Below are 16,820 nucleotides of genomic sequence, written 5' to 3'. Positions count from 1 at the left end.
CTCCTAATAGAGTTCGGCCATCAGTAGCGCCGAAGCGGTGAAGTGGGTGCTAGGCAACGCCGCACCAGTGAGCTTTACCGGCACGGCTTCCAGCACAGGGGGTGTAGATGCGTTGACATCGATCTCGCGAGGTTGATTGGGAATCAGCGGGGTCCCGCCGAGTAGCACCTTAATGCCGAGGTCATTCTCCGAGGTTTTTAGTGCAGCAGGATCGAAATGTGCGTAGTCACCTTTGAGGGTTAAGCGCATGTGCCAGTTGACGCCAGTACCGGACGCCCCCGGGCATTCGATTTGGTATGGAATCGATTGGCGGTAGCGATCGCCGTCAATGCGATTGACAGCGATATTGCTCTGGAACCGCACATCAATTCGCCCGTTCTTGTCGCTGACGGTGCAACCGGGCGGGGCTTGCAGGTTACCAGTGAACTGTATGTTGTCCGCTTCAACGCATGACAGGGGCAGAGCGGTCATGGACAGTATTGTCAATGTGCGGTGCAGGATGTTCATCGATAGTCCACCACCAACGTCGCGCTGGCCTTGAACACGCCGGCTTCGACTTCCCTGTTTTCTCGTTTGACTAGCACCGCTTGCAGCACCGGTTTTTTGTTGGCGTCGAAGTCAGCCCAGGTATTGAGCACAAACCGGTAGCCGTTCATTTTAAGGGCGATGGCAAGGCTGTCGTAGCCCGGCACCATCAGTAGCGCGGGGTCGAAACTTCGATTACCGCGAACCTGCATCCGTAGTTCGTTGGTCACCGAGCGGGTACAGTCGAGTGTGTACTCCAGGGTGATGGTTTTGTAGTTACCATCGATGCGGGCAGTCTGCACATCGCCAAACGGTGCGCTGATCGGTGCATTTTTATTGATGACGCAAGGAATCGCTGCATAGATAACACCTTTGATCGTTAGGATCTGCTGCTCTGCAGCAGGTGCCAAGGATGCATAGCCAAGCAGCAGTCCCAGCAATGCGAGACGTGCGACAGTCATTACAGCGGGCTTAGTCATACGCCAGGTTCACATTTAGGCTGGCCCGGAAGGCGCCTGGGCGCAGAAACGCCGCGGTGCGCTCAGGTCGGATGTAATAGGTCAGCTGGCTGGCGCCGGGTGAGACGAACCATGCGGGGGCGACCCGGCCTAATCGTACGTCGTTGCCCTGAACATCGAGCAGACGTAGGCCGAAACCCTCGGCGCCGACTACTTTAATCAGTTCAGGTGTGTCGGGGTCGGATACCGCGTTGAAGATGAGTTCAACCACCGGCTCGATCGAGCTCCAAACCAGGGTGCCATGCTGGCTATCACGTCGACCGCCGTCGCTACGCACACAGCCTTGCAGCTTCAAGTGCAGGGCCATGGGTGTTCCCTGGTCGCCCAAGCGCAGCAGGCGAGTAGTGCTCAGGTCGCCGAGTGCCAAGGTTTGGTAGGCGGAGCTGGGATCCAGGTAGCAGGCGCTTTCAAGCAAAGTGCCGGTGACCTGGAATTCGGCCGAATGCGTAGGGTTGTCAGCGGCGTAAGTCGAGACACTGGCGCTACAGAGCAAGGTTACAAGGCAGCTACGGGATCCAGGGATCATGTTTTGCCCTCACTGGAATAGGTCATCGGATGTCAGCGGTTGCCAACGGGGCTGGCGGTGCAGCTATTTGCCGCACAACTGAACTGCAGTTGCGGGCGTCCGCCGTAGTCGTTGACGTAAGTCAGCACCGGCTTCTCGCCCAACGCCTTACTACTCATGCCCAGATCGAGCTGGCCGTTCGGGCCGACCATCAAAGGTTTGAACTGGCTTGAGCTGGCGGCCTTGAGGTCTGGCGCGGCATCGATCAGCGTGATGTAGTAGGGCGTTGGGTTGTTCACCAAATAGCGGTCGTTCTGCCGAGTTAGGGTCAGTTTTTCCTGCCAGGGGGCTTCGTTGACGCCGGCTCGGGGGGCGATCGCCGCGGGTCGATAAAACAGCTTCACTCGCGTTTGCAGGGCAATTTGCAAGGTATTAGGTTTATCACTGCGTGGTGGAATTTCGCGCAGGTTGAAGTAGAACAGCGATTCGCGGTCCTGTGGCAGTTGGCCCAGTTCCGGAAGGCCCTGGATTTTTACCTGGCTGCTGGCCCCGGCTTCCAAGCGCTGGATCGGCGGTACAACCACCAGCGGACTGGTGATTTTCTCGGATTGCTCGTTCTCGACCCAGGCCTGGGCGAGATAGGGCAACTGGTTGTTCTGGTTGCTCACGCTGAGGCTGACCGATTTTTCGCCACCAGTAAAAATAACGCGGGTGCGATCCAGCGATACGGCGGCCAGGCTGGGTTGCGCCGCGCAGGAGCCGAACAGGGCCAGCAAGGTCAGTGTGTTGCGGTTGAAGCGAGTTTTCATACAGGTACCTGTTGCAATAAATTAAGCGGCGGAGTTGTCTGCGGCGCTGACGGGCTGGCATAGCAGCTCCAGTTGTCGTTCAGGTGAGAGCACCTGATCTGGCAAGGTGAAATGGCAGCGTGCGCGGCCATCCCATTGCAGCGACATGGTTTCGCCCGGTTTCATACCGCTCAGGTACGTCGATCCATCTTCGCCGACAATGCCCGTTTCCTGGCCGCGGCTGTTCTGTGCGGTGGCGCCAAACGGCGGCGCGCTGCGGTTGGCCATGCGAATGATGACCATGGCCTTGTGGCCGGCAATCACATCGAAACGGCGATAGCCAATCGCACCTTCGGTTAGCGTTGCTTGGGTGATTGACTGGGTCGCTTCAACATCGTCAGCCAGGCTGTCCAGCACGATGCTCGCCTGGTTGCGGTAGTAGCTGTTGACGTCCGCTACCACTGCCTTACCGAAGCGGTTGGTTCGAGTTATCCCGCCGTTGCCGCGCACCGGAACATCGGCTACGCCCTGGGTATCGACCAGCAGCCGGGTACCGCCCATGACGCTGCTGCGGTGCAACGCTGCGCCTTGGGCCGTGAAGGTGGCGCCCCCTTGAAGGGATAGCCCGGCTGAGGTGTACTCACCAGCCTGGTAGCTTGCACTCGCCACTACCTGAGCCTGATCTCCGTCATGGGAGAGAAAGCCGCTGGCGGTTTCACCGCTTGAGGACGTGCCGGCGCTGAGCATGTAGTGGTTACGCTCATCGATACTGTCGTAATAACTCAGGCTATGAGTGGTATCACCGCTGCTAGTCGACGAGCTGAAGCTTAACGAGCCGGTGCTGTCCCAAGGAATGCTGACCGACAGGTAGGCACCATCATCGGAAGTGCCGTTTGCCTTATTTTGGTAAGCGGTCAGCGACAGGCTGAGATTTTTCAAACCACCGACATCGAAGTAGCGCGACAACGACAGGCTGTAGCGATCACTCGCCTGACTGCTCCAGTATGTCTGGTGGTTGTAGTTCAAATAGACGCTGAGCGCAGAGTCGCGAAATTGCTTGCTTAACGCTACGGTGTACAGCTCTTTGCTCTGGTTCAATGGTTGGTCGCCACGTCGGGCTTCAATGAACTCGTTCATGCTCATATAGCTCTCCTCGGAGAAACGGTAGCCGGCGAACGTGACCTGGCTGTCGTACTCGTCGAAGCGCTTGGAGTAACTGGCGCGGTAAGATTTACCGCTCAGTGTGGCGTGATCCGGTAGGGTGGCCCGCGACTGGGTGACGTCGAACGACAATGCACCGAATGCCATGAGATCGCGGCCCGCGCCCACTGCCAGGGAGCCGTAATCTTTGGCGCCCAAGCCTCCGCCATACAATGACCAGCCATTACTCACCCCCCAGGAAAATTCACCTGTGGCAAAGGCTGGTCCATCCAGTTGATGCTCCCAATCAGACGGTTTTCCAGCAGCAAGCTTGTAGCGCACTGTGCCTGGACGGGTCAGATAGGGGATGCTGGCAGTATCCATCTGGAACTGCTGCACGCTGCCGTCTTGCTCTTCCACGCGTACGTCAAGCTGACCGGAGACCGCATCGTTGAGGTCCTGGATACGGAAGGCGCCAGGCGGTACCTGGGTGTCGTAAAGCACTCGGCCCTGTTGGCGAATTACTACTCGCGCATTGGTGCGGGCTACGCCAGTGACTTCAGGGGCATAGCCCCTGAGGTTAGGGGGTAGCATATTGTCGTTACTGCTCAAGTTACCGCCGGTGTAGCGGAAACTGCCAAACAGGTTGGAGTCCAGGTAGTCCTCACCGACTATCAGGCTCGAGCGCAACGAAGGGACAGCACGCAGCGCATAAAAGCGGCTCCAGGCAAATTGCTGCTGGGATGGCTGGTTGGAATCGTGTTGCATCTGGCTCTGCCAATCACCGCGCAAGCGCCACGCGCCCAGGTTGATACCGGCCGTACCATTGCCACTGAGGCTGTCACTGCGACCTCGACCTTGTTTACGCTCGGTGGTCTGAGCGTTGAAGTTGTAGTCGAACAGTCCCCCGGCAATACCTTCGTCCCAGCGTGAAGGCGGATCCCAGTTGGGCGCGGTGTACTCCAGTTGATCCTGGGGGATGCTCAGGTATAGGCCCCCACTGCCCAGGTTGCCCCGTGCCTGCATTCCGGGAACACTACTCAGATCTAGACAGGCGCCGTCGTGCCACCAGGCCAGAGATGCCGTGACTTGTTCTTTCAAGCCCAGTTCATGGACTAATTCCGGTGAAAGACACGCGACACTGCTTTTCGGATCATCCTCGGCCGAGAAGTAATCGATCGGGAACTCCGACAGCGTATCGCGATTGATGTGGACCATTAGATTGTATTGGCCAGGCATGATGAAGTTTGCCAATGCAAACACCCCAAGATCAAGGTTGTCGCGATCCTTGAGGTCGAGTACGTCGGTGTTGAATTGGAACTCTTCGGCTGCACTTACCCACGTCGCAATACAGCACAACGCCGTGGTAGCCAGTACCTTACGGTGATCCACGTGAATAAGTCCTTGGGTAATCTGCGTGTTCAATATTTGCAGTTAGAAGTGTTGAATATAGAGTTTGATCGTGGCGGTATAATCGCCTGGTTTCAGTGCATAACCGCTACCAACAAGCGTTAGCGAGTAATTAAGGGTTAATATGTCAGTGGCTGACATGTCATGATTAAGCAACATGCCGGGCGACACTGATTTCCCAAGCTCGTCTTTTATCTGGATGGCGATACCTTGTGCGGTTCCCTGAGTGCCGAAGTATTTGCCCTCAGATTCACCTTCAAATGAAATTTTGAAACGTTGGGAGACGCGAAGACCCCTCAGTGCATCTGGAGGTATGCAATCACTAATATAAATATTCAAGGGCTGTTGCGCTGAGCTATCGCCGCTGACTAACCCGTTTAATGCTGCGGGATTAAAAACTATCGTTTGGTTGTCATTGCCTACACGAATCGTACAGGCGCTGTCAGCAATGCTGCCGGTCAGTTGTACTCGACCCTTTAATGCAGCTTTAATCGGTAGCTCCATAGCACCTACCGGCTCGATAAAAACGCACAGTAGTAGCGGTAGCAGCAGTGCGGTTGAGCGAATCATCTAAACCTCCGCATGCTCCCCGCAGCACAGTGTTGTGCTGCGGGGCACCTCAGTGCCTATTTTATTACTGATAAGCGAGGGTGAAGTTTGCGAACGTTTCGAAGTTGCCCGGCACGATTTCGGCTGCGGAAGGTGTACCACCGCCTTCCGGAGTTATCATGTCACCCTGAAGATACGCATTGAATTGCAAGTAGGTATTGCCGTTGGAGAGTGATTGAGCGGGTGCAGCATCACCGAGCTTGATAAGCGTGCCGGTGTGGTCGGCAATGGCCAAGCTAGCGCCTTGAGCCGATCCTTTTAGTGCGATCAGATCAGGGTTCGACGAAGGCGAGCCGGTGAAGGTTGCAGTTGCAGCGTTCAGGGCGCCTAGTTCACATCCTTGCAGTTGGATTTTGAACGTGGTTGGGTTGGATTTTCCGCCATTCCTCAGTGCAACGTTGGCGATTTGATCCATATCGACAGTTTGATACTGGGACTCTTGAGCAATGGAGCATGGAGCGTCAATAATCGCGCCCTTGAAGGTGATAACACCGTGCCCCTGATCTTTCGCAAAACTGGCAGCAGAGGTCGCTGCCAAGGTGATTGCCATGATAGCGCCAGCTAACGAACTAACTTTCATTACATACTCCTAGATTATGATGTCCTTGAAGGGACTAAGCGAAACACTGTTGAAGCCACAGCATCTCTGTACCGTTTGGCTGGAATAATTCTAGGGGTAAGGGGGATTGAGGGCAGTGGGATGTTTCCGGCAAGGCTGTAGGAAATTTCCCACATCCGCGTTGCCATAGGTGTAACGAGAACGATAGGGGGTTGCGTTTAGCAAGCTCAGCTAAAGCTAGCAGTGAAGTTTATGGTGGCTCAGGAGTCGCCCAGCCACAATGACTATGATGGGCTGAGCAGTAAAAGCGCGCGGGAGCGTAGCGACAGGCTACGGGAAGTTTTCGGGATATTATTCTCGCGGAGTCAAGAGGCTAAAGCGTTGCGCTTGGCAAAGTCAGCTAAGTGCACCAGGGATGGCAAGCCAAGTTTATGCAGCAGGCGTGTCTTATAGGTGCTGACTGTTTTATTGCTAAGAAATAATTTTTCACCTATCTGCTTGTTAGAATACCCCTGTGCCAGATACTGAAGAACAGTCACTTCTCTGTCGGTGAGCTGATGAATTTGCTCAAGTTCTGTAAGTTGTTCCATTGGGTGGACGCTGTCGAAGGACAGGGGAGGGAAAAAAGTGTAACCGGCATCAACTGCCTTGATGGCGGTAACCAGGCTACCGAGGTCTTCTTCTTTATTGACAAAACCGCGGGCTCCTAGCTGGATGCATCGTCGGCACACAGAGTCGGCGGGTTGCGAAGTCAATATCAGAATTTCGCTACGTACATTCAAAGCCTTGATGCGGGAGATGGTCGTAAAACCATCCAGTTTGGGAATGCCAATGTCGAGGATGACCACTTGCGGGGTCAGATCACGTACCAGGCGTACAGCGTCGAGGCCATTGTCTGCCTCGCCCACTACGTGCATGTCGTGTTTTTCCAGCAAGATCCGGACGGCAAGTCGAATGACCGGATGATCGTCAACTATCAGGACGCTGTGCATGGTAAAACCCACCCTCAATAACGCGATTACGGAACGTATGCCGTTGATGTTAACAAGGTTAACACCATCGTCGTAGTGAGAAGCATAGGGAGTAGAGAGTAGGGCCAGCCTTGGGAAATTTCCTCTGCAGCGTAGGAAATTTCCGATAGGGGGCAGGCTTGGCGCCCTGCACAATGTACATCCCTCAACTGTGCGCGTGTAGATCTGCAATGCAAAACTTGATTGTTTTGGTGCTGGAGGACGAACCTTTTCAGCGACTTGTCACCGTGACAGCACTGCAAAAAGTACTGCCGGGACCCATCTTGCAAGCAGCTGATGGTGAGGAAGCGGTCGCGGTAATGGCCAGCTGTGACTACGTGGATATCGTACTCTGTGACCTGAAAATGGCCGGTATGGATGGCTTGGCGTTTCTGCGCCATGCCAGCAGCAGCGGCAAAGTGGGCGCCATCGTGCTGTGTAGCGAACTGGATCCGTTATTGCGGCAAGCCACGGTGGCGATGATCCACTTCCTAGGCCTGACTTTTCTGGGTGATCTGGGCAAGCCATTCAAGCTTGAAGGGTTCAGTCAATTGGTCAAGCGTTACCGAAATCACTGCAGTACAGCCCCCAGACAGTTGTCGCCTGTAGAGTTGCCGTCCCTTAGCGACGTGCAGCGTGGTTTAGATAACGGTGAATTCGAGGCGTATTACCAGCCCAAAGTTACTCTTGAGGGCGAGTTGTTGGTGGGGGCAGAGGTGTTGGCGCGGTGGACGCATCCGCAGTGGGGCGTATTATCACCGGCACATTTTTTACCGGTGATGGAAGAGCACAACTTAATTGACAGGATGTTCTGGCAGTTATTCGATCAAGGTCTGGCGCTGCACGAAAAACTGACAGCTCAAGGTCGGGCAATGACACTGGCTTTTAATTTACATCCAACACAACTCGCCTGTAGCGCACTCACTGAGCGTATCGCTATCCTGCTCAAGCGCTCGCGGGTGCCGGCAGCGAGCGTGATATTCGAAGTCACTGAGACGAGTGTCGTCGGTGCGCCCGCTTGCAGTCTGGAGAACCTGGTTCGCTTGCGAATGCTCGGTTGTGGTCTTTCCATGGATGACTTCGGTGCGGGTTATTCTTCGCTGGATCGGCTGAGCGAGCTGCCCTTTAGCGAGATCAAGCTTGATCGTTCGTTTGTCAGAAAATTGCATGGCCAGCCTAAAAGCGCCGCTATCATCAGTTGCTCGGTAGCCTTGGCCGCGGCGTTGGGTGTCTCGCTGGTCATTGAAGGTGTAGAAACTACCGAGCAGCAGGTTCGTTTGATTGAGCTGGGTGGCACCATTGCCCAAGGCTTTCTATTTGCTCGCCCCATGCCGGAGAAGCACTTTATAGACTTCTATGATGAACAGAAGGGGAGCGTGGATAAATGACCAATTGACCACTGGCTGTGAACTATCATTGCATCAGCCAGGTGCCGCGCTAACTGTTTGCTTTGGCAATAGCAAGCCGTCATCAACTCATTGAATCTCCTTCTCTCAGGCACTTTCGGTCTTTTATCTCTTATGTACCTACGATGCTTTTGCCTGTCTATCGGCATGCTTTTGGGGGCCTTGTCGGCCACGGCTGCGCCTTTGCCGCAGTCGCCGAAATTGCTTTCCAGCCAACTGCGTATTGACCGTCACGAAATGGACATCGACGCAGAGGACTGGCATTGGCTGCGCCACAAGGCTGAGCTTAGGGTCGGTGTATCGGCTGCTGAGTCAGCGCCATTCTCTATCAATGCAGATCCCCAGCAGTACGAAGGCATCAGCGCCGATGTAACCGCTTTGATTGCGCAGTTATTAGGTATGCCAGTGAAGGTCGTGTTTTTTGCCAATGATCATGATGCAGAGAAGGCATTGCAGGCAGGCAGCGTCGATTTCATTGCTGTTCACGGCAACCGTGCACCTGGGCAGTCCTCGCTTCTCACCGTTCCCTATGCACGAGACCAATTGACGCTTTTCAAGCGCAGCGCAGAGCCCCGTTATTCACCTGCGGATCTTGCAGGATTGCGCGTAGCAATTACGGACGAACACAGTGCTGAGCTGAAAAAGCGCTTTCCACGAGCAGATTTTCAAGTCTTCGCTGATCATGCCAAGGCAATCGGTGCGGTAGCCTTTGGCCAGGCCGACGTGTACTTGGACGACCTGTACAGCGCTTATTACCGTATCAATCGCTCGTTTTACGGTTATCTTGGGTTTGAGCGATTCATCGATCTGCCCGGCAGTGGCTACAGCTACGCCTTACGTGCCGACAATATACGACTACAACGAATTATCAACGTGGCCATTGAGGCAATAGGCGCCGAGCAACTGCGTAACGTGGCCAAGCGCTGGGTTGGGAATAGTTTCCTTCCAAGGGAGGAGCCTATCGATCTTACTGCCGAGCAAGTACGTTGGATTGAGAGGAACCCAGTCGTCAAGCTAGTCATCAATGATGATTTGGCACCTGGCGCTTATTTTGATGCAAAGGGCGTCTTCTCAGGTGGAATCGCCGATCTACTCGAAGTCATAACCCTCAGTACTGGACTGCATTTCGAGGTCACCCCCCGTAGCGGCGGATTCCCTCAAATAATCGACGCGGTGCAAAAGGGCAATGCTGACTTGGCGTTGATGACGGCGAGTCCAGAGCGAGAAGAGTATCTGCGGTTCTCCAGACCCCTGCTCGACACTCCTTTTGTATTGCTCAGCAACATTGACCAGCAAGGGAAACTGGGAGATATGGCCGGTAAGCGTATAGCGCTTCCCACGCAGCATGTGGCAATGGAAAAGCTACGCAAGCGTTATCCCAAAGCTGTTGTGGTGGAGGCCGGGGGATCGTTAGACGCCATGAACCTGCTCTATCGGCGTGAGGTGGACGCCGCGGTCGTGTCGTTGCCCGCTGCGCGTTATTACATAGAGCGTTTGTTTCGCGACAACCTGGCCATCAATCAGGTGCTGGATGTCGGGCCTTCGACGGTGAACTTTGCCATGCGCCGCAGTGATGTCGAGTTGCAATCCATTATCGACAAGGTGTTGCAGAGCGTCCCTCCGGATGAGTTCAATGCAATTTCCAATCGCTGGCGCTCTCCGCCGGGAATGAGTGGTCAGACCTGGGTCGATTACGAGCGTCTGATTAAAGAAATCATTGCCATTGCCGGTTCCCTTCTTCTGCTGTCGCTTATTTGGGTCGTTTACCTGAGGCGCCAGATAAAGGCGCGCCTCAAGGCCGAACGCATGCTCAATGATCAACTGCAATTTGTTGAGACGTTGACTGACTGCATGCCGCCCCCTTTATATGTGCGTGATGTGCAAGGGCGGATGCTGTCGTGTAACCGAAGCTATCTGCAAAGTCTGGGTTTGAGCGCCGAACAGGTATTGAACGAAACCTTGCAGGCGTTACCCAGTGAAAGCTTTGAAAACTTTCCGGATTTTCACTCTAATTACCTACTCGCCATGCGGGAAAATCGCACTATCGAGTCGCGCCATACTATTGTGCTGCATGGTAAGGAAGCATGGATCAATCACTGGATTCAGCCATTCCAGGATTCCCAAGGCAACATCAAAGGTGTCATCTGCGGCTGGCTGGATATCACTGATCATCATAGGTTGGTGGAGCAGCTTCAGGAAGCAAAGAACCAAGCGGACGACGCCAGCCGTGCCAAGACCAGCTTCTTGGCGACCATGAGTCATGAAATCCGAACGCCGATGAACGCGGTTATTGGCATTTTGGAATTAGCGCTTAAACGCGCCGAAACTCAACCCATCGACCGAGCCAGTATCGAAATCGCCCATACTTCGGCGAAAAGTCTTTTGGAACTCATCGGCGATATACTCGACATCGCGCGCATTGAGTCTGGACGCCTAAGCTTATCACCCAAGCGCGCCAACCTGCGTGAGCTGGTTGAATCAGTGGCGAGAGTGTTTGAAGGGCTGGCGAGAAAGAAGCGGCTGAATCTTGTTCTCGATATTGACTCCAGTATTAACTGCGAAGTGTTAGTTGACGCGTTGCGCTTCAAGCAGATTTTGTCGAATTTAGTCAGTAATGCTATCAAGTTTACCGAAGAAGGCTCGGTAAAAATCTGCATCTCTGGAAACTTGGTGACTGCCAGCCTGCTCAATGTCGAACTCACGGTAGAAGACACTGGCGTTGGTATCAGTCCGAACGATCAGCAACAGCTGTTCAGGCCTTTTGCCCAGGCACAGCGTAATACAAAGCCTGCTGAAGGGACGGGGCTCGGCTTAGTAATCTGTCGGTCGCTGTGCGAAATGATGGGGGGGCACGTGACCATGAAGAGTAGTCTGGGCCGTGGAACGCTAGTCGCTGTAGAACTGCACTTGCAAGTGTTGGAACGCCTTAACATCAAACCGCTGCCAATTTTGCCACCGACCCGGCAACGCTATTGTTTGCAGGTGTTAGTGGTGGATGACCACAGGGTGAACCGTCAGGTACTGCACCAACAACTGCAGTTTCTTGGGCATGACGTCTACGAAGCTGAGGATGGAAAGCAGGCCTTCGACTGCTGGGGTGAACAGTGCTTTGACGTCGTCATCACTGATTGCCACATGCCGGTCATGAATGGTGCTGATCTCACACGCGCGATTCGCACGGTCGAACGGGAGCAAGGACTGGCACCCACCGTCATCATTGGTCTTACAGCCGATGCTCAGCCTGAGGAGTTGGAACTGTGTATTCAGGCAGGGATGAACGAGTGTCTGATCAAGCCAATCGGCCTCGACGAGTTGGATGCGAAACTGTTGGCGCTGCATCTGAATTTCGAGATAGAGACTGAGTCTCCTGAGACTACATCAACTACGGTGGCGCCCGAGCCTTCACGGCTAGTTGATCTCGGTCCCCTGGAGCTGCTCATCAGTAGCGACCCCGTGAAGTTTCGAGAGATACTCGATGAGTTGATTGCTAACAATCGCAGAGATTGCCAATTGCTGACAGTTCTCCTGCAGAGTGGAGAGACGGGCAAATTGGAGGCGCTGGCTCATAGGATAAAAGGCGCTGCTCGGGTGGTGAAAGGCGAGCAACTGGTTGAATCCTGTCGGCGTCTAGAAGTTATCTGCGCAGATCCACATGCTTCATTTGAAGCGCTCAGTCGGGCGGTTACGGAACTGGAGCACGCGATCATGGCGTTGGAGAATGAGCTCAGGGCTTTTTGAACTGCACAGTCCTGGTTAAATTTTCCGTGCTTTCCTTGTCAGCACAACGCGCCTGGTGATGCGTTCTAGATAAAGTAGATCGCGTCCTGTATGTCGCCATCATCGAAAACCCCGCAGATTAACAATCGCGGGGTTTTTCTTTGCATGCTCAAAAAATTATACAGCTCGGAATTTATCCGGTCTGTTGGGCCTGGATGTGTAGATGTAAAAAACTTGTACAAAGCCTATCGAAAAGGCGGCCAAGTCCAACATCTGTGCGACGCTTATTCTCATAATTAATACATTAATTATGTCGTCCGTCTTTCGCTGGGGACGCATCTTAACATCGCTTAGGAAGCGTCCTACATCCATCGCTTTCGACTCTTGTTAGGGTCTTTTTCCGATCTAGTTTGCACGGCCCAGTGCCGCGTATTTCGCTTTCTTGCGGAGAAAAGGAGGGATGAGCATGCAGCCAATTTGGACTGCCCAGGTTTTGTACGAAGCGTTGTCGGAAACTGAGTGGGTCAAGGCTGACCACGTTGCGCTGGAGCTTATCCAGGGGTCCGATCCCAGTCTCCATGCAACGATGCATGACCATGGTGATCTGCCGTTATACCTGGCTGTCATGGGTGAGCAGATCGTCGTCGAAGCGCTGCTTTGGCCTGTTTGCGATGTAAAAGAACCATCCGCCTTCAACGAAGAGGTGCTGCGCTCTCGCAAACTGTTCCCGCTGTCTTCGATAGGCCTCGAGAAGATGCCGAATGGGCAGGACGGTTACATCATGTTCGGCGCCTTGAGTTCGTCCGCAAACCTCTCGGATGTCGTGTTCGAAGTCGAACTCTTGGCGGGCAACGTCATCAAGGCAACTCAAGCCTACGAAGACTTCCTTAAGCCCAAGCACCAACAGGAGAGCTGAGATGAATGTCTGGAGCAAGCTGCTGACTGCCCTGCGTGGCGGGGCCAACGAAGTGGGGGAGGCGCTGGTTGATAACCAGGCCCTTCGCATCCTTGATCAGGAAATCCGCGACTGTGATGAAGACATTCGCAAGACCAGGGAGGCGCTTGCCCAAGTCCTGGCCAAACAGAAGCTGGCCAACGCGCGATTGAAAGGCAGTGTGGCAAAGATCGAGGAGTACGAGCCGTACGTTATCAAAGCGCTTGAGGGAGGCAATGAAGCGCTGGCTGGCGAGGTGGCGCACAAAATCAGCACGCTTGAAATCAGCGTGGCCGATGACCGCAAGCAAGAGCGTGAGCTATCGCAGAGCGTATCTGAACTGCGCAAGGCAGTTGCTCAGGGCGAAGGTCATCAGCACGCTTGAAATCAGCGTGGCCGATGACCGCAAGCAAGAGCGTGAGCTATCGCAGAGCGTATCTGAACTGCGCAAGGCAGTTGCTCAGGGCGAAGGTCACGTGAAGCGTTTGCAGCAACAAGTGGACACCGTCAAAGCGACGGAAAGTGTGTACAGGGCGCAGATGACAGTTGCTCGGCGCTTTGGCGGCTCGCAGGCAACGATGCAAACAGCTGTGGAATCGCTGGAGCGTATCAAGCAGAAGCAGGCAGAACGCAAGGCACGAATGGAAGCCGATGCTGAATTGGCAGCGCAAGAATCGTCTGATGAGGCGTTGGACGCCAAGTTGCGCGGTGCAGGCATCGCGCCAGCTGAAGCGAGCGCCAACAGTGTGTTGGCTCGCCTGAGAGAAAAGGCAAACGTCTAAATCAGCGGCGGGGTTGCTACCCCGCCTATTTCCAGATGACCGAGATGTAACGATGGAGCTATTCCTCAAAACCTCGCTGTCTTTTCCCGTGGTAGTGCTCAGCTTCCTGCTGTGTTTTGCAATCCTCTACTGGATTGTCGCGGCCCTTGGAATTCTTGAGGTCGACCTGCTGGATATTGAGGCAGATTCAAGCCTGGAGGGAAGCTCGCTACAACCGGAAGGATTAGCAGGCTTGCTGCTGAAGCTTGGGCTGAACGGGGTGCCGGTAACGTTGGTGCTCACACTCCTGTTTTTTGTGGCATGGGCTGCCTGTTATTTCGTGGAGCTATTGCTGCTGCGTCACATTCCGCTCGGGGCTTTTCGCTATCCACTTGGCGTCGCTCTTGCGGCCGCTGCGCTGATGTTAGCTGCGCCGCCGGTAAGCCTGGTCATACGTCCGTTACGGCCTTTGTTTCGCAAGCTTGAAACAACCGACACCCAATCGCTTCTAGGGCAGACCGCCGTTGTGCGAAGTGGAAAGGTTACACCGGTGTTTGGCGAAGCCATTTTGGAAGACGGCGGCGCTGGTTTGATTTTGAGAGTACGGGCAGAGGAGGCACAAGGATTCAAACGCGGTGACCACGTCGTGATTCTTGAGTACCTGGAAAACGAACACGCCTACAGAGTGGTTTGCCTGGAAGAGTTCAACGGCCCGTGAGCCAGGCGCGGCGAATATATGTGACACCTACAAAATAAGGTGCAGGGCAGCTTTCTGACCCGCAATTTTCAAGGAGATAGTCTCTAGTGAACCTAGCAATGGTGATGCCTTTCCTGGTCGGGGTTGGCGTATTTTTTCTTGTGGTTTTTGGTTTCTTTGTTCTGTTCAAAGCGTTCTATATCAAGGTTCCGCAGGGTACGGCGCTGATCGTCAACGACATGTCTACGATACCCAAGGTGCACTTCACCGGCGCCTTGGTCTATCCAGTGATCTACAAGAAAGAGTTCATGAAGATCTCATTGATCACTCTGGAAATTGATCGCCGAAGCAAGGATGGTTTGATTTGCCGCGATAACCTGCGTGCTGACATTACCGTCGCGTTCTACCTGCGCGTTAACGAAACGACAACTGACGTTCTCAAGGTTGCCAAGGCCATTGGCGCTGAGCGCGCATCCGACCGCGCAGCGGTAAACGAGCTGTTCAACGCCAAGTTCTCCGAGGCGCTAAAAACAGCCGGCAAGCAGTTTGATTTTGTCCAGTTGTTCGAGGAACGCCAGAATTTCCGTGATCGTATCCTCGAAGTGATCGGTGACGACCTGAACGGCTACGTTCTCGAGGACGTTGCAATCGACTACCTGGAGCAGACGCCGAAGAGCTCGCTCGATCCGAGCAACATTCTCGACGCCGAGGGTATCCGCAAGATCACTGAACTGACCGCGGCTCAGAACGTCATCACCAATGAATTCGAACGCAATGAAGAGCTTGCGATCAAGAAGAAAAACGTCGAGACCCGTGAAGCGACCTTGGCGCTGGAGCGCCAACAGGCTGATGCAGAGGCCCGCCAACAGCGGGAGGTCGAAACTATCCGCGCCCGCGAGGAAGCTGAAACCCTCAAGGTCAAGGAAGAAGAGCGCTTGAAGTTCGAGCAGGCGCGAATCAATACCCAGCAGGCGTTGGACATCAGTGCCGAGAATCATCAGCGGGAAGTGGAGGTTGCTCAGCAGAACCGTGAGCGAGCGGTGGTGATTGAAGTTGAGAAGGTGACGCGCGCCAAGGATCTGGAAGTTGTTTCTCGTCAGCGAGAAGTGGAGTTGCAACGCATTGATGCCGAGAAAGCGCTCGAAGAGAAACGCAAGGAAATCGCCAATGTGACCCGGGATCGCGTTGCGGTGGAAAAGACTGTGGCCCAGGAAGAGGAGCGCATCAAGGAGGTGCGGGTAGTTTCCGAAGCAGAGCGAGACAAACAGGTCGTTGTGCTGCAGGCCCAGGCTGAAGCAGAGCAAGACCTCGTGCGCCAGGTTAAACAAGCGGAAGCCGATGAAACCCGCTCCAAGCACAAGGCCGTCGAAATCAACACACTGGCTCAAGCCGAGTTGGAATCAGCGTCCAAACAGGCGCAAGCCAAGAAGAAGCTGGCCGAAGGCATCGAAGCCGAACGCGCCGCGCCTGGGCTGGCCGATGCGCGTGTGCGTGAAGTCACCGCTGCTGCCATGGAGAAAGAGGGCATGGCCGAGGCTCGCGTACACGCTGAACAATTGATAGCCGATGCCAAAGGTGAGCAGGAGAAGGGCTTGGCCCAGGCGCGTGTTACCGAGGCACAAGCAGCAGCCAAGGAGAAAGACGGTCTGGCTGAAGCCAAGGTGCTTGAGGAAAAACTGGGTGCTCAGGCCCGCGGTGAAGAGCAACTTGGTCTGGCCAAGGCCAAGGCGACCAAGGAACAAGGCGCGGCCGAAGCGGCGAACCTGTTGGACCGTTTGAATGCCGAGGCTGAAGGCTTGGGCAAGAAGTTCGGTGCACTCGACTCGCTTAGCGACAGCGCTCGCCAGCATGAAGAGTTCCGCATGCAGTTGGAGAAGGACTTCGACGAAGCCATTGCTACGATTGCTGCCAACAAGGATATCGCCAAAGACCAGGCCCAAGTGCTGGCTGCCGCGATGTCGAAAGCGAAGATCGAAATCGTTGGCGGTGAGGGCGACTTCTTCAACTCCTTCGCCAAGTCCCTGTCAGTGGGTAAGGCTATCGAGGGTGTTGTTGGCAAGAGCCCGGTTATGCAAGACATCCTCGCGCGCGTGTTGAGCGGTAAGAGTACTGCGTCTGTGGCCGCTGTGGAAAAAGCCGAAAGCGAAAGCTGATCAGCGTCGCCGGCTTTCTTTTTGAACGCCAGCAAGCCGCAAGAATCGCCCCTGCTAGCAGGGGCTTTCTCACTGTATGAATACCGCA

General features: G+C 54.6%; 15 protein-coding genes. 7 read left to right on the top strand and 8 right to left on the bottom strand.

Going from position 1 to position 16,820, the window contains the following annotated elements; genetic code table 11:
- Window positions 1-3: 3 nt before the first annotated feature.
- The 8 genes from D3Z90_RS15840 to D3Z90_RS15805 form a co-directional block, all read right to left on the bottom strand.
- Window positions 4-507 carry a fimbrial protein gene (locus D3Z90_RS15840; protein WP_136476965.1) on the bottom strand — a complete coding sequence of 168 codons (504 nt, stop codon included), beginning with the start codon at window positions 505-507 and terminating at the stop codon, window positions 4-6.
- The gene (locus D3Z90_RS15835) at window positions 504-1,004 is read right to left on the bottom strand and encodes a fimbrial protein (RefSeq protein WP_136476964.1); all 501 of its coding nucleotides are present in this window, start codon (window positions 1,002-1,004) and stop codon (window positions 504-506) included. Before D3Z90_RS15835 ends, D3Z90_RS15840 begins: the two co-directional genes overlap by 4 nt.
- A complete protein-coding gene (locus D3Z90_RS15830; RefSeq protein ID WP_136476963.1) occupies window positions 997-1,569 on the bottom strand; it encodes a fimbrial protein in 573 nt (190 codons plus the stop codon). Before D3Z90_RS15830 ends, D3Z90_RS15835 begins: the two co-directional genes overlap by 8 nt.
- A 32-nt stretch (window positions 1,570-1,601) precedes the next feature.
- Window positions 1,602-2,357 (bottom strand): fimbria/pilus periplasmic chaperone, encoded by a 756-nt coding sequence (locus D3Z90_RS15825; protein ID WP_136476962.1) that lies wholly within the window; start codon window positions 2,355-2,357, stop codon window positions 1,602-1,604.
- Window positions 2,358-2,378: 21 nt separating this feature from the next.
- Window positions 2,379-4,868 carry an outer membrane usher protein gene (locus tag D3Z90_RS15820; protein WP_218571400.1) on the bottom strand — a complete coding sequence of 830 codons (2,490 nt, stop codon included), beginning with the start codon at window positions 4,866-4,868 and terminating at the stop codon, window positions 2,379-2,381.
- A 42-nt stretch (window positions 4,869-4,910) separates the two neighbouring features.
- A complete protein-coding gene (locus tag D3Z90_RS15815; RefSeq protein WP_136476961.1) occupies window positions 4,911-5,456 on the bottom strand; it encodes a fimbrial protein in 546 nt (181 codons plus the stop codon).
- 64 nt (window positions 5,457-5,520) lie between these two features.
- The gene (locus D3Z90_RS15810; RefSeq protein ID WP_136476960.1) at window positions 5,521-6,075 is read right to left on the bottom strand and encodes a fimbrial protein; all 555 of its coding nucleotides are present in this window, start codon (window positions 6,073-6,075) and stop codon (window positions 5,521-5,523) included.
- 344 nt (window positions 6,076-6,419) lie between these two features.
- Window positions 6,420-7,046: a response regulator transcription factor gene (locus tag D3Z90_RS15805; RefSeq protein ID WP_136476959.1), complete on the bottom strand. Its 627-nt coding sequence runs from the start codon at window positions 7,044-7,046 to the stop codon at window positions 6,420-6,422.
- 209 nt (window positions 7,047-7,255) lie between these two features.
- Between D3Z90_RS15805 and D3Z90_RS15800 the strand changes: the two genes are divergently transcribed.
- The 7 genes from D3Z90_RS15800 (at window position 7,256) to D3Z90_RS15775 (ending at window position 16,732) form a co-directional block, all read left to right on the top strand.
- On the top strand, window positions 7,256-8,452 hold the full coding sequence (locus D3Z90_RS15800) for an EAL domain-containing protein (protein WP_136476958.1): 1,197 nt from the start codon (window positions 7,256-7,258) through the stop codon (window positions 8,450-8,452).
- A 165-nt stretch (window positions 8,453-8,617) separates the two neighbouring features.
- Window positions 8,618-12,208 (top strand): ATP-binding protein, encoded by a 3,591-nt coding sequence (locus D3Z90_RS15795; protein ID WP_136476957.1) that lies wholly within the window; start codon window positions 8,618-8,620, stop codon window positions 12,206-12,208.
- Between the two features lie 445 nt (window positions 12,209-12,653).
- Window positions 12,654-13,103 carry a YjfI family protein gene (locus tag D3Z90_RS15790; protein ID WP_256658225.1) on the top strand — a complete coding sequence of 150 codons (450 nt, stop codon included), beginning with the start codon at window positions 12,654-12,656 and terminating at the stop codon, window positions 13,101-13,103.
- A 1-nt stretch (window position 13,104) separates the two neighbouring features.
- Complete coding sequence (locus D3Z90_RS27070) at window positions 13,105-13,506, top strand: PspA/IM30 family protein (RefSeq protein ID WP_256658224.1); 402 nt, start codon at window positions 13,105-13,107, stop codon at window positions 13,504-13,506.
- Window positions 13,507-13,597: 91 nt separating this feature from the next.
- Window positions 13,598-13,903, top strand: coding sequence for a PspA/IM30 family protein (locus tag D3Z90_RS27380; RefSeq protein ID WP_371922207.1), 306 nt, complete (start codon window positions 13,598-13,600; stop codon window positions 13,901-13,903).
- Window positions 13,904-13,955: 52 nt separating this feature from the next.
- Window positions 13,956-14,600 carry an OB-fold-containig protein gene (locus D3Z90_RS15780; protein ID WP_136476955.1) on the top strand — a complete coding sequence of 215 codons (645 nt, stop codon included), beginning with the start codon at window positions 13,956-13,958 and terminating at the stop codon, window positions 14,598-14,600.
- A gap of 98 nt (window positions 14,601-14,698) precedes the next feature.
- Window positions 14,699-16,732 carry a hypothetical protein gene (locus D3Z90_RS15775; protein WP_371922324.1) on the top strand — a complete coding sequence of 678 codons (2,034 nt, stop codon included), beginning with the start codon at window positions 14,699-14,701 and terminating at the stop codon, window positions 16,730-16,732.
- Window positions 16,733-16,820 lie beyond the last annotated feature (88 nt).

It is taken from the genome of Pseudomonas sp. DG56-2 (assembly GCF_004803755.1).
Lineage (GTDB): Bacteria > Pseudomonadota > Gammaproteobacteria > Pseudomonadales > Pseudomonadaceae > Aquipseudomonas > Aquipseudomonas auratipiscis.
Note: the sequence above shows the minus strand (reverse complement) of the source record. Positions and strands in the feature narration are given on the sequence as shown.

Excerpts from the sequence above, each read along its gene's own strand:
- D3Z90_RS15800 (WP_136476958.1), top strand. The coding sequence starts at position 7,256 with ATGCAAAACTTGATTGTTTTGGTGCTGGAGGACGAACCTTTTCAGCGA.
- D3Z90_RS15795 (WP_136476957.1), top strand. The coding sequence starts at position 8,618 with ATGCTTTTGGGGGCCTTGTCGGCCACGGCTGCGCCTTTGCCGCAGTCG.
- D3Z90_RS27070 (WP_256658224.1), top strand. The coding sequence starts at position 13,105 with ATGAATGTCTGGAGCAAGCTGCTGACTGCCCTGCGTGGCGGGGCCAAC.
- D3Z90_RS15810 (WP_136476960.1), bottom strand. The coding sequence starts at position 6,075 with ATGAAAGTTAGTTCGTTAGCTGGCGCTATCATGGCAATCACCTTGGCA.
- D3Z90_RS15780 (WP_136476955.1), top strand. The coding sequence starts at position 13,956 with ATGGAGCTATTCCTCAAAACCTCGCTGTCTTTTCCCGTGGTAGTGCTC.
- D3Z90_RS15830 (WP_136476963.1), bottom strand. The coding sequence starts at position 1,569 with ATGATCCCTGGATCCCGTAGCTGCCTTGTAACCTTGCTCTGTAGCGCC.
- D3Z90_RS15835 (WP_136476964.1), bottom strand. The coding sequence starts at position 1,004 with ATGACTAAGCCCGCTGTAATGACTGTCGCACGTCTCGCATTGCTGGGA.
- D3Z90_RS15840 (WP_136476965.1), bottom strand. The coding sequence starts at position 507 with ATGAACATCCTGCACCGCACATTGACAATACTGTCCATGACCGCTCTG.
- D3Z90_RS15790 (WP_256658225.1), top strand. The coding sequence starts at position 12,654 with ATGCAGCCAATTTGGACTGCCCAGGTTTTGTACGAAGCGTTGTCGGAA.
- D3Z90_RS15815 (WP_136476961.1), bottom strand. The coding sequence starts at position 5,456 with ATGATTCGCTCAACCGCACTGCTGCTACCGCTACTACTGTGCGTTTTT.
- D3Z90_RS15775 (WP_371922324.1), top strand. The coding sequence starts at position 14,699 with ATGGTGATGCCTTTCCTGGTCGGGGTTGGCGTATTTTTTCTTGTGGTT.
- D3Z90_RS15805 (WP_136476959.1), bottom strand. The coding sequence starts at position 7,046 with ATGCACAGCGTCCTGATAGTTGACGATCATCCGGTCATTCGACTTGCC.
- D3Z90_RS15825 (WP_136476962.1), bottom strand. The coding sequence starts at position 2,357 with ATGAAAACTCGCTTCAACCGCAACACACTGACCTTGCTGGCCCTGTTC.